11 protein-coding genes and 2 tRNA genes are annotated in these 12794 nt (G+C 63.9%); 10 read left to right on the top strand and 3 right to left on the bottom strand.

Annotated features, from left to right (window positions below; genetic code table 11):
* Genes yidD through rpmH form a run of 3 tightly spaced genes read right to left on the bottom strand, consistent with a single transcriptional unit; the run spans position 1 to position 827 of the window.
* Positions 1-300 carry a membrane protein insertion efficiency factor YidD gene (gene yidD, locus ACYVII_RS14865; protein ID WP_460536448.1) on the bottom strand — a complete coding sequence of 100 codons (300 nt, stop codon included), beginning with the start codon at positions 298-300 and terminating at the stop codon, positions 1-3.
* Positions 300-659, bottom strand: coding sequence for a ribonuclease P protein component (rnpA, locus tag ACYVII_RS14860; protein WP_460536446.1), 360 nt, complete (start codon positions 657-659; stop codon positions 300-302). The genes yidD and rnpA overlap by 1 nt, the downstream gene beginning before the upstream one ends.
* A gap of 30 nt (positions 660-689) precedes the next feature.
* A complete protein-coding gene (gene rpmH, locus ACYVII_RS14855; RefSeq protein ID WP_026940492.1) occupies positions 690-827 on the bottom strand; it encodes a 50S ribosomal protein L34 in 138 nt (45 codons plus the stop codon).
* Positions 828-1297: 470 nt separating this feature from the next.
* Between rpmH and dnaA the strand changes: the two genes are divergently transcribed.
* The 10 genes from dnaA (at position 1298) to ACYVII_RS14805 (ending at position 12543) form a co-directional block, all read left to right on the top strand.
* Positions 1298-2737 carry a chromosomal replication initiator protein DnaA gene (gene dnaA / locus ACYVII_RS14850; protein WP_460536444.1) on the top strand — a complete coding sequence of 480 codons (1440 nt, stop codon included), beginning with the start codon at positions 1298-1300 and terminating at the stop codon, positions 2735-2737.
* A gap of 384 nt (positions 2738-3121) precedes the next feature.
* Positions 3122-4267 (top strand): DNA polymerase III subunit beta, encoded by a 1146-nt coding sequence (dnaN, locus tag ACYVII_RS14845; protein ID WP_460536442.1) that lies wholly within the window; start codon positions 3122-3124, stop codon positions 4265-4267.
* A 44-nt stretch (positions 4268-4311) separates the two neighbouring features.
* Complete coding sequence (gene gnd / locus ACYVII_RS14840) at positions 4312-5199, top strand: NADP(+)-dependent, decarboxylating phosphogluconate dehydrogenase (RefSeq protein WP_460536440.1); 888 nt, start codon at positions 4312-4314, stop codon at positions 5197-5199.
* A 55-nt stretch (positions 5200-5254) separates the two neighbouring features.
* Positions 5255-6466: a DNA replication/repair protein RecF gene (gene recF / locus ACYVII_RS14835; RefSeq protein ID WP_460536437.1), complete on the top strand. Its 1212-nt coding sequence runs from the start codon at positions 5255-5257 to the stop codon at positions 6464-6466.
* Positions 6463-6945 carry a DciA family protein gene (locus ACYVII_RS14830; RefSeq protein ID WP_460536435.1) on the top strand — a complete coding sequence of 161 codons (483 nt, stop codon included), beginning with the start codon at positions 6463-6465 and terminating at the stop codon, positions 6943-6945. The genes recF and ACYVII_RS14830 overlap by 4 nt, the downstream gene beginning before the upstream one ends.
* Before the next feature lie 123 nt (positions 6946-7068).
* Entirely contained in the window at positions 7069-9060 is a 1992-nt protein-coding gene (gene gyrB / locus ACYVII_RS14825) for a DNA topoisomerase (ATP-hydrolyzing) subunit B (protein ID WP_460536433.1), read from the top strand.
* A 106-nt stretch (positions 9061-9166) separates the two neighbouring features.
* Entirely contained in the window at positions 9167-11818 is a 2652-nt protein-coding gene (gene gyrA / locus ACYVII_RS14820) for a DNA gyrase subunit A (protein ID WP_460536431.1), read from the top strand.
* Positions 11811-12224, top strand: coding sequence for a DUF3566 domain-containing protein (locus ACYVII_RS14815; RefSeq protein ID WP_460536429.1), 414 nt, complete (start codon positions 11811-11813; stop codon positions 12222-12224). The genes gyrA and ACYVII_RS14815 overlap by 8 nt, the downstream gene beginning before the upstream one ends.
* Positions 12225-12382: 158 nt before the next feature.
* Positions 12383-12459 (top strand) — tRNA-Ile (locus ACYVII_RS14810).
* Between the two features lie 11 nt (positions 12460-12470).
* A tRNA-Ala gene (locus tag ACYVII_RS14805) sits at positions 12471-12543 on the top strand.
* Positions 12544-12794: the final 251 nt, after the last annotated feature.

Here is a 12794-nt window from a genome sequence, read left to right as displayed (position 1 = left end):
TCATCCTTTTGCGTGGCCGCGTGCCACCACGAACCCGAAGGGCGTGACGGAGTAGCGGGGGGTCTTCTTGCGGGGAATGTCGTCGACGCCGCCGGCGGCCCAGGGGTGGCATCGTGCGATGCGCGCTATCCCGAGGGCGGTTCCGACGATCACGCCGTGCTCCTGAATGGCGCCCAGCGCGTAGGCCGAGCATGACGGGTAGTAGCGGCACACGTCTCCGTACAGGGGCGAGATCACGGCTCGATAGGCGCGCAGAAGCAGCACAGCGACGTTTCTCGGAAGAAGGAGAACGGTCGTCATCACGGCATGCATCGGGCGCCTACTTTGTCGACGGCTCGGCGGATCTCACTTTGCAGCGTAATCCAGGATGCCTGCGCGCCGGCTGGCAGAGCCCGCACCACGATGTCGTGACCCGGCGCCAGCTCCGGGAGCAGCTCGCGGCAGACGGCCTTGAGCCTGCGTCGTACCGTGTTGCGCACGACAGCTCCGCCGACCGCCTTGCTCACGATGAACCCGAAGCGCACCGGACTCACGTCTTCGGCAGGCCCCACCGCCGTGCGCACGTAGACGATCGTGTTCGGCCCGTGCACTCGCGCTCCCTTACGGACGGTCAGACGATAGTCGGTCCCGCTCCGGATCCGGTTCGCCTTGGCGAGCACCGCACTGATTCGACTACGTGAAAGGGACGACTACGCGGAAAGCTCGGTGCGGCCCTTGCGACGACGGTTCGCGAGGATCGCGCGACCGGCACGCGTGCGCATGCGCAGACGGAATCCGTGCACCTTGGCGCGACGGCGGTTGTTCGGCTGGAACGTTCTCTTGCTCATCAGACAGGTCTCTCGATCGATGTTTCGGTTCTCTTCGTGAGGCAGGCCTGCAGAGACACGTCTCGCGGCGCCGGAAGGAAGGAAGCTGTGCCGCGCGCTGCAGCGTGCGGTCAACCCATTAACGGTACGGGGTGGCATCCACAAGGTCAAACCGGACGCCGGTGAACCGTTGATTATCCATACCGAGAGGACTAAGCCTGGAGAGGCACGCCGAGAACGGCGCACATCCGGCTCGCACGATGATTTGAGCGTGCGGGCCCGATTCGTTAGCGTGACATGCGAAGTTATCCCCAGGTTGTGAGTCGACCGCTGCCGAAGCCGCGGACGAGCACGCAGAATGCCCTTACGGCATTGGGGATAACGGTGTGGATAAGAGCGGCCGGACCTGCTGCTTCGGCCGAAGAAGATTCACGACGGGGTGGATCGGACTTGCCGTTGCCGGTGGTCCGTGGGAGTGATCTAGGGGAACTATGGCTGACGGCGATCCGTCATTGACGAACGCATGGCGATCCGTGTTGTCGACGCTCGAAGCGGATGATCGGGTCACCCCGCAGCTGTACGGATTCCTCAGCCTCGTCGAGCCCAAGGGCATCATGGCCGGAACCTTCTACCTCGAGGTGCCGAACGAGTTCACGCGGGGAATGATCGAGCAGCGTTGCCGGGTTCCGTTACTGAACTCCATCGGCCGGCTCGACGACACGCTTGCTGTGTCGAACTTCGCGATCGTCGTCAACCCGAACATCACGCACGACTCTCCCCAGCTCGAGCCCGAGCGACTCGAGTCCAGCTATATCGAATCCAGCTATATCGACACGCCGGCAACGGTCAGCCAGCCGTCGGCTCCGGTCACCGATATCAGTGCCGCGCCGCGCAATCCCGATTCCCGGCTCAACCCGAAGTACAGCTTCGACAACTTCGTCATCGGCCAGTCCAACCGGTTCGCGCACGCGGCGGCCGTCGCGGTCGCCGAGGCACCGGCCAAGGCGTACAACCCGCTCTTCATCTACGGCGACTCGGGCCTGGGCAAGACCCACTTGCTGCACGCGATCGGGCACTACGCGATGAGCCTCTACCCGGGCATCCGGGTGCGCTACGTCAGTTCCGAGGAGTTCACGAACGACTTCATCAACTCCATCGCAAACAACCGCGGCTCGTCGTTCCAGGCCCGGTATCGCAACATCGACATCCTTCTGATCGACGACATCCAGTTTCTGCAACGAGCCGTCGAGACCCAGGAGGCGTTCTTCCACACCTTCAACACGCTGCACGACCACAACAAGCAGGTGGTCATCACGAGCGACTTGCCGCCGAAGCATCTCACCGGCTTCGAAGACCGGATGCTCACCCGCTTCGAGTGGGGCCTGATCACCGACGTGCAGGCACCGGACCTCGAGACCCGCATCGCGATCCTGCGCAAGAAGGCGCAGAGCGAGCGCATTCTCGTGCCCGACGACATCCTCGAGTTCATGGCAACCAAGGTGTCGAGCAACATCCGCGAGCTCGAGGGCACGCTCATCCGCGTCACCGCATTCGCGAGCCTGAACAAAACGCCGGTCGATATGAACCTGGTGCAGACGGTGCTGAAAGACCTCATCACGCTCGACGACGACAATGTGGTCGCGCCGGCCGACATCATCACCGCCACCGCCGACTACTTCAAGCTGAGCGTTGACGACCTCTACGGTTCGTCCCGATCGCAGGCGATCGCCACCGCACGACAGATCGCGATGTACCTGTGCCGCGAACTCACGAACCTGTCTCTTCCGAAGATCGGCCAGCTGTTCGGCAACCGCGATCACACGACCGTGATGTATGCGAACAAGAAGATCAGTGAGCTCATGAAGGAGCGCCGCTCGATCTACAACCAGGTCACCGAGCTGACCGCCCGCATCAAGCAGAACCACCGGTAGCCGGATGACGAATATTCACACTGTGGATAACCCTGGGGATAGTTAACGAATAACAGGCTTGCCGGTGTGAGCGGATGCGAGACGCTTGTGAAATCCTTGTCATTCCGCGGCCTCCCATGACCCCGCACCCGGTGCCCTCCTCAACAGCCCATGGACAACTCACACCGATGTAGTTCCCGCTGTCCGCCTCAGATCCACCGAGTTATCCACAGTTTCCACAGCGGTTAAGCCGATTAAGAGAACAACTTCTTTAAGCAGTCGGCCGACAACCTCAACGAACCGCACGATCTCGCGTGGTTGCAGCCGATCGCTGGTCGGCACTGCCCGCTTGCCTCGCAGTAGCATGGAGCGGCACGCGCCCATCGGACGACAGGGGAGACGACGTTGAGGTTTCAAGCCAACCGCGATGTGCTGAGCGAAGCGGTCTCGTTCACCGTCAAACTTCTGCCCCAGCGCACCACCCTGCCGATTCTGAGCGGAATCCTGATCAGCACGACGGATGACGGCATCTCGCTCTCTGCGTTCGACTACGAGGTCTCGGCGCACACCGAGATCTCCGCTGCCGTCGAAGAACCGGGAACGGTTCTCGTCTCCGGTCGCCTGCTCGCGGAGATCGCCTCCAAGCTTCCGAACGCACCTGTCACGTTCGCCACGGAAGAGAACCGCATCGTCGTCAGCTGCGGGACCGCCAACTTCACACTGCTGTCCATGCCGGTCGAGGAATATCCCACGTTGCCGCAGATCTCCGGCGAATCCGGGGTCGTGCCGGCCGACGACTTCTCCCAGGCCGTTGCGCAGGTTGCTGTGGCCGCATCCCGCGACGACGTCACACCCGTGATCACCGGCGTGCAGCTCGAGATCACCGAGAACCGGCTCAGTCTGGTGGCGACCGACCGTTATCGCGTGGCCGTGCGCGAGATCGACTGGGAGGGATCGATCGGCCAGTCCGAGCCCTCCACGGCGCTCGTTCCTGCTCGCACGCTGCAGGAGATCGGCAAGACGTTCGGCCACAACGGAAACATCGACGTGACTCTCGTGGCGAAAGACGACCGCGAGCTCATCGCGTTCACCGCCGAGAAGAAGACCGTGACATCCCTGCTCATCAAGGGCAACTTCCCTCCTGTGAAGCGGCTCTTTCCGGAGAGCGTCGACAACTACGCCGTCATCAACACCGCCGACCTGATCGAGGCGACCCGTCGCGTCTCCCTCGTTCTTGAGCGGGAAGCGGCCCTCCGGTTCTCGTTCAGCACCGACGGGCTGACGCTCGAGGCGATCGGATCGGAGCAGGCACAGGCATCCGAGAGCATCGACGCCCTCCTCACCGGCGATGACACCGTGGTCTCGCTGAAGCCCCAGTTCCTGCTCGACGGTCTGGGCGCGGTGCACTCGGAGTACGTGCGCATCTCGTTCACGAAGACCGACAACCCGAACAAGCCGGGTCCCGTGCTCATTACGAGCCAGACCAGCAAGGAACAGGCGGGAAGCGACAGCTACCGGTATCTGTTGCAGCCGAACCTGCTGTTGCGCTGACCCCGTTCGGTCAGCGGTTCGACTCACACGACGAAGGGCTCCTCATGCACATCGGTCTCATCGGTCTCGGCAGGATGGGCAACAACATGCGCGCCCGGCTCGAGCGCAAGGGCATCGACGTCACCGGGTACGACACGAATCCGGATGTCTCGGATGTCGCCACCCTCGCCGATCTCGTCGCAGCGCTTCCTGCACCCCGCACCGTGTGGGTCATGGTGCCGGCCGGTGCCGTCACCGACAGCGTCGTGAACGATCTCGCAGGACTGCTCGAGGCAGGCGATCTCGTGATCGACGGCGGCAACTCGAAGTTCACCGAGGACTTCAAGCACGCCGAGCTGCTCTCCAAGACGGGGGTCGACTTCGTCGATGCCGGTGTCTCCGGCGGTATCTGGGGACTCGACAACGGGTACGGCCTCATGGTCGGCGGAAGCGACACGCAGGTGCAGCGCGTCATGTCGGTGTTCGACGCGCTTCGCCCGGACGGCCCGCGCGACGAGGGGTTCGTGCACGTCGGCGAGGTCGGCGCCGGCCACTACGCGAAGATGGTGCACAACGGCATCGAGTACGCGCTCATGCAGGCATACGCCGAAGGGTATGAGCTGCTCGACACCCGCAACGACATCATCAAAGACGTCACAGGCACGTTCAAGGCGTGGCAGCGCGGAACCGTAGTGCGCTCCTGGCTGCTCGAACTCCTGGTGCGCGCGCTGGAACAGGATCCCGAGTTCGAGCACATCGAGGGCTACGTCGACGATTCGGGTGAGGGACGCTGGACTGTCGAGGAGGCGCTGAATCACGCAATACCGATGCCCACGATCAGCGCGTCGATCTTCGCGCGATTCGTGTCACGGCAGGAGGACTCGCCCGCCATGAAGGCGGTGGCCGCGCTACGCAACCAGTTCGGCGGTCATGCCGTGAAGGCCGTCGACTGACTCGGTACTCTCGCCGGTTGGGCGGAGCTCAACTTACGGGAAGAGGTGGTGAGCGATGCGCGTGACGCACCTGTCGCTCACCGATTTTCGCAACTACGAGTCCGCCGAGGTTGAGCTGACGGCTGGTCCGAATTTGTTCGTCGGCAGCAACGGCCAGGGCAAGACGAATCTCGTCGAGTCGCTCGTCTTCCTCTCCACCGGCGCATCGCATCGCACGCCGATCGACGCGGCGATGATCCGGCAGGATTCCGCGGCGGCGGTCGTCAGGGTGCGTCTGGAACACGACGGCCGTGCGGTTCTCCTGGAGTTGCAGCTGAACCGGTCGTCGGCGAACAAGGCGATGGTGAACCGCACCTCGTCGCGGCCACGTGAGCTGGTGCGCTACCTGTCCACGGTGCTTTTCGCGCCGGAAGATCTTGCGCTGGTCAGGGGCGAACCCGCCGTGCGGCGCAGGATGCTCGACACGGTGCTCGTGCAACGTATCCCGCGGCTGGCGGGGGTTCTGGCCGACTACGACCGGGTGCTGAAACAGCGCAACACGCTTCTCAAGTCGGCACGGGCATCCGGTGTGCGCGGGTCGGCGTTGTCGACCCTGGATGTCTGGGACGAGCGATTGGTGACGCTCGGCTCCGAGATCATCGACGAACGCTCCGCGCTGATCGACGAGTTGCGTGAGCCGGTGCGGGACGCGTACCGGTCGGTCGCCGGCGACGACCACGATCCGCGGCTGGTGCCGCTGCTGTCGGTGGATGGCGCAACACCCGACGATGACGACGACTCTGCATCGAGGCAGGGCGACGCCGGTGGAACGATCGAACCAGGATCCACCCGCGACAGATTCGCGGCAGCCGTCGCGCGGCTGCGGCCGCGCGAGCTCGATCGAGGCGTGACGCTGGTCGGTCCGCATCGCGACGACGTCTCGTTCCAACTCAATGGGTTACCTGCGAAGGGCTACGCCAGCCACGGCGAGTCGTGGTCGTTCGCGCTGTCGCTGCGGCTGGCATCCGCACAGCTGCTGCGCGAGCACTCGAGCACCGGGGATCCCGTGCTGATCCTGGACGACGTGTTCGCGGAACTGGACCAGAAACGGCGGGCGCGACTGGCGGCATCCGTGCACGATTTCGAGCAGGTACTCGTCACCTCAGCGGTGCTCGACGACGTGCCGGATGCCTTGCGCGCCCACACCGTGCACATCGAGGCCGGCCGTGTGATCGAGTCCGAGCCGAGCGAGGCGGAGGACTCGGGCGCCCAGGAGTCGCTGAGATGAGTGAGGCATCCGACTTCTACCGGCATCTCAAGGAGTTGTTCGGAGCGGATCCACGGCGTGGTCCGCGCCGAAGTGCCCGGACTGCGCGCACAGATCGATCGGGAAGCCAGCCGTTCGAGCCCGGCCGGGAACCGCACGGACTCGGCGGAGTCATCGACTCGCTCACCGACGAACTCGGCTGGAACTCGCCACTGGCCAAGTCGGAGCTGATCGCCGCGTGGACGGAGGTCGTTGGCGAGGAGACCGCCAAGCACTCGGATCCGGTCGAGGTGGAAGGCCACGTGCTGACGGTTCGTTGCGACTCGACGAGCTGGGCGACTCAGCTGCGGCTGATGCGCGGAGAGCTCTTACAGCACATCGAGAAGCGATACCCGGAGGCGGGTGTGGAAAGTATCCGGTTTTTGGGCCCTGACGTCCCCACCTGGAAACGCGGCCCCAGGTCCGTTCCAGGGCGCGGTCCACGCGACACCTACGGTTGAGCGGGCAAATCTGGTCACCCGCGCGATTTCATCGCTTCAGAGGGCCGTTTCACGCCAGATCCTCGGTCCGCTCTTGGTAGAATGAGTGGTCACGAAAAATGTGCGGTCAGGAGCCCTAACCGAATGACGATGGAACCGAAGACGGCTGGAACCGACAACGACTACGGCGCGAGCCAGATTCAGGTTCTCGAAGGACTCGAGGCGGTCCGCAAGCGGCCGGGCATGTACATCGGATCCACGGGTCCGCGCGGTCTGCACCACCTTGTCACGGAGATCGTCGACAACGCCGTAGACGAGTACCTGGCAGGCCACGGCGACCACATCGACATCACGCTCACGAAGGACGGCGGCGTGCGCGTCGTCGACAACGCGCGGGGCATCCCTGTCGACATCCACCAACCCGAGGGCATCTCCACCGTCGAACTCGTTCTCACGGTGCTGCACGCCGGCGGCAAGTTCGGCGGCGGAGCCTATGCGGTCTCCGGTGGTCTGCACGGCGTCGGCTCCTCGGTCGTGAACGCCCTCTCGAGGCGCCTCGAGGTGGAGGTGAAGAACCAGGGACACGTCTGGCGACAGAGCTATCACGACGGTGTTCCGGATGCCCCGCTCGAGCAAGGCGAGGCCACGACCGAGACCGGAACGACCATTACGTTCTGGCCGAGCAGCGACACGTTCGAAACGGTGGAGTTCGACTACGAGACCCTCCGCACCCGGTTCCAGCAGTACGCGTTCCTGAACAAGGGACTGAAGATCTCGCTGTGGGACAAGCGGGAGCGCGAGGCATTGGACGAGGAGGGCGAGGTCGTTCCTGAGCGCAACGACACATTCCTCTACCAGCGTGGGCTCGAGGACTACGTCGAGTACCTCAACTCGGCCAAGCGCGCCGAGGTGGTGAACGACGAGATCATCTCGTTCGAATCCGAAGACACCGAGCGCAAGATCGCGCTCGAGGTCGCGATGCAGTGGACGACGGCCTACACCGAGAGCGTCCACACGTACGCGAACACGATCAACACGCACGAAGGCGGCACCCACGAAGAGGGTTTCCGTGCGGCGCTGACCACGCTGGTCAACAGGTACGCGCGAGACAAGGGCATCCTCAAGGAGAAGGATGACAACCTCTCCGGCGAAGACGTGCGCGAGGGTCTCACCGCGGTGGTCTCCGTCAAACTCGGCGAACCGCAGTTCGAGGGTCAGACGAAGACGAAGCTCGGCAACACCGAGGCGAAGGCATTCGTGCAGAAGGTCGTCGGCGATCAACTCGGCGATTGGTTCGACCGAAACCCGAACCAGGCGAAGGAGATCATCCGCAAGGCCATCCAGGCGGCCAGCGCCCGCATGGCGGCACGCAAGGCGCGCGACACCGCTCGGCGCAAGGGTCTGCTCGAAGGCGGCGGGATGCCGGGAAAGCTCGCGGACTGCTCCAGCCGCAACCCCGCGGAGAGCGAGATCTTCCTCGTCGAGGGCGACTCGGCCGGCGGATCGGCGAAGCAGGGACGCAATCCGGCGACCCAGGCCATCCTTCCGCTTCGCGGCAAGATCCTGAACGTCGAGAAGGCTCGGCTCGACCGTGCGCTCGCGAACGCCGAGATCCAGGCGATGATCACCGCGTTCGGCACGGGCATCGGCGAGGAGTTCAACGGCGAGAAGGCCAGATACCACAAGATCGTGCTGATGGCCGATGCGGATGTCGACGGCCAGCACATCACGACCCTGCTGCTCACGCTGTTGTTCCGCTACATGCGGCCGCTCATCGAGCTCGGCTACGTCTATCTCGCCCAGCCGCCGCTGTTCCGGCTCAAGTGGTCGAACGCCGACCACCAGTTCGTGTACTCCGACCGCGAGAGGGATGCCCTCCTCGCCGATGGGCTTGCCGCCGGCAAGCGCATCCCGAAAGACAATGGCATCCAGCGCTACAAGGGTCTCGGCGAGATGAGCTATCAGGAGCTCTGGGAGACCACGATGAACCCGGAGACGCGCACGCTCAAGCAGGTGACCATGGAGGATGCGGCGGCGGCCGACGAGACCTTCGCCACCCTGATGGGCGAGGACGTCGAGTCGCGACGCCATTTCATCCAGAAGAACGCGAAAGACGTTCGATTCCTCGACATCTGAGTACAGCCGGCCCCGCGGTGGTCGCCGCTGGTCCAGTAGCCGGCGCAGCCGGATATCGAAACAGGCGAGCGTTAGCAAACGAGTAGAAGAGACGAAGAAGAAGTAGATGGCAGACGAGATCGACGGCACTGGCAATCTCGGAAGTGGCGACGTCGACGGTAGCGCGACCGACGTCGATCCCATCGATGACGGCATCGTGCACGGCAAGATCGAGCCGGTCGAGCTGCAGTTGGAGATGCAGCGCAGCTACCTCGACTACGCGATGGCGGTCATCGTCGGCCGTGCGCTTCCCGAGGTGCGCGATGGGTTGAAGCCCGTGCACCGCCGCGTGATCTACGCGATGTACGACGGCGGATACCGTCCGGACCGCGCCTTCTCGAAGTGCTCGCGCGTCGTCGGCGACGTGATGGGTCAGTTCCACCCGCACGGCGACACCGCCATCTACGACACCCTGGTTCGCCTGGTGCAGCCATGGAGCCTGCGGTACCCGCTCGCGCTGGGGCAGGGCAACTTCGGGTCGCCGGGGAACGACGGTGCGGCCGCGATGCGGTACACCGAGACGAAGATGGCACCGCTCGCGCTCGAGATGGTGCGCGACATCGACGAGGACACCGTCGACTTCACCGACAACTACGACGGTCGCACGCAGGAGCCGACCATCCTTCCGAGCCGGTTCCCGAACCTGCTGGTCAACGGTTCGGTGGGCATCGCGGTCGGCATGGCCACGAACATCCCGCCGCACAACATGCGCGAGGTGGCCGCCGGAGCGCTGTGGGCGCTGGAGCACCCGGATGCCTCGCGTGAGGAACTGCTCGAGGCGCTCATGGAGCGCATCAAGGGGCCGGACTTCCCGACCGGTGCGCAGATCCTCGGTGTGAAGGGCATCCACGACGCCTACCGCACGGGACGCGGATCGATCACGATGCGCTCGGTCGTGAACGTCGAGGAGATCCAGGGCCGCACCTGCCTCGTCGTCACCCAGCTCCCCTACCAGGTCAACCCCGACAACCTCGCGATCAAGATCGCCGAGTTCGTGAAGGACGGACGCATCGGCGGCATCGCGGACATCCGCGACGAGTCCAGCGGTCGCACCGGCCAGCGGCTGGTCATCGTGCTCAAGCGCGACGCCGTGGCGAAGGTCGTGCTGAACAACCTGTACAAGCACACGCAGCTGCAGGAGAACTTCGGCGCCAACATGCTCGCCATCGTCGACGGAGTGCCGCGCACTCTTCCGCTCGACGGGTTCGTGAGCGCGTGGGTCGATCACCAGATCGACGTGATCGTTCGGCGCACCCAGTTCCGTCTGCGCAAGGCGGAGGAAGACGCGCACATCCAGCGCGGCCTCGTGAAGGCGCTCGACGCGCTCGACGAGGTCATCGCGCTCATCCGCCGTTCGCCGAGCGCCGACGAGGCGCGTGCGGGACTGATCGAGCTGCTCGACGTCGATCAGGTGCAGGCGGATGCCATCCTCTCCATGCAGCTGCGCCGGCTCGCGGCCCTCGAACGGCAGAAGATCATCGACAACCTCGCCAAGCTCGAGGCGGAGATCGCGGATTACAAGGCGATTCTCGCGGACGACGTTCGCCAGCGATCGATCGTGTCAGAGGAGCTCACCGAGATCGCCGAGAAGTACGGTGACGAGCGACGCACGAACATCCTCTACGGCTTCGACGCCGACATGAGCGTTGAAGACCTCATCCCCGAAGAGGAGATGGTCGTCACCGTCACCCGCGGCGGGTACATCAAGCGCACGCGCAGCGACCACTACCGCTCGCAGCATCGCGGCGGCAAGGGTGTGAAGGGTGCGCAGCTGCGCGGCGAGGATGTCGTCGACCACTTCTTCGTGACGACGACCCACCACTGGTTGCTGTTCTTCACGACCAAGGGGCGTGTCTACCGGGCGAAGACCTACGAGGTGCCGGAGGCAGGTCGGGACGCGAAGGGCCAGCACGTGGCGAACCTTCTCGCCATGCAGCCGGATGAAGAGATCGCAGAGATTCTCGACATCCGCGACTACTCCGCCGCGAAGTACCTGGTGCTCGCGACCCGGGACGGCCTGGTGAAGAAGACCGAGCTCAAGGAGTACGACACCAACCGCACGGGCGGGATCATCGCGATCCGGCTGCGCGAGGAGGACGAGCTCATCTCCGCCCTGCTCGTCGAGGAGGATTCCGACATCCTGCTCGTCTCCCGCAAGGGCATGTCGTTGCGATTCACGGCGACCGACGAGGCGCTTCGTCCGATGGGGCGGTCAACCTCCGGTGTCATCGGCATGCACTTCCGTGACGACGATGCGCTGCTGGATGCAGCCGTGATCGGGACCATGGGCGCGGATCGCAGCGAAACCTCAGCTTCCGCCGATGAAGGTTACGTGTTCGTCGTGACCGAGGGCGGGTACGCGAAGCGAACCGCTGTCGATCAGTACCGACGACAGGGTCGCGGTGGTCTGGGAATCAAAGTGGCAAAGCTGAGCGATGACAGAGGTGACCTCGCCGGCGCCCTGATCGTCGAGGATGAGGACGAGGTTCTCGTGGTTCTTGCCAGCGGCAAGGTGGTACGCTCTGCCGTGGCCGAGGTGCCGGCGAAGGGCCGTGACACCATGGGTGTCGTGTTCGCTCGCTTCGCCGATGACGACAGGATCATCGCCATCGCGCGGAACAGCGAGCGGAATCTGGACGCTCACGACGCCGAACCGGAAGAGGAATCGACCGGTGAGGAGGCCGAGCAGCCCGGAAAGGACAACCCCGTAGATGACTAGTGTGGCGGAACGATTGGCGAAGAAGACATCCTCGTCTCGGAAGGGGCCGGCCAAGCAGGTCAGGCTTCGCCTCGTCTACATCGACTTCTGGTCGGCGGTGAAACTGTCGTTCCTGGTGGGTCTGTGCCTGGCAATCATCTCGATCGTCGGTACGTTCCTGATCTGGATCGTGCTCGATCAGACCGGCATCTTCGACAACCTGAACAGTCTGTTCAAAGACATCTCGGGCACGAGCGGCAGTGACCTGAAGTCGATTCTCAGCCTCGGCACGGTCATGGGCTTCTCGATCGTCGTCGCGATCCTCAACCTGGTGATCACGACCGCGCTCGGCGCCGTGTGCTCGCTGCTGTACAACCTCAGCGTGAAGATCACCGGTGGCCTGCTGATCGGCTTCACCAACAACTGACTGGGGTGAGCGCAGAGCGAGCTTGCTCGCTCTGCCGAGCCGATGGGAGTTGTTGAGCAGCGAAGCTGCGAACACAACTGACCACCTCTCCCGCCACGATTCGCGTGATCGAAGGCGCTCAGGTAGTCTGTCATTCGGCCATTTCGATGGTCCATGTCGGGGATATAGCTCAGGCGGTTAGAGCGCTTCGCTGATAACGAAGAGGTCCGAGGTTCAAGTCCTCGTATCCCCACCAATTCTCCGCACGGGGCCTTAGCTCAGTTGGTAGAGCGCCTGCTTTGCAAGCAGGAAGTCAGGAGTTCGATTCTCCTAGGCTCCACAGTGAATCACTAGGGAAGCGCTCGAGGAGACGGCAACGTATACACATTGGTATACACATCCGAATGGCGTCCTGCATCGTATTGGATCACGTTCCCCGGATACTCCGACGGACCACAGGCGCTGTCCGATCGGCTCCGTTGACCGTCCCCTCGTCAGCGTACGACCGATGCTGCGCGTCCGTCCCGCCGGGCCTGTTTTATGTGACCTCGGATCCCTGACCGTTGAGTGAGGGAGACCTGTCTCCTGCCG

Source organism: Humibacter ginsengiterrae (assembly GCF_054780115.1).
The sequence above is the reverse complement of the archived record's forward strand: the minus strand, read 5'-3'. Positions and strand labels throughout refer to the sequence as shown.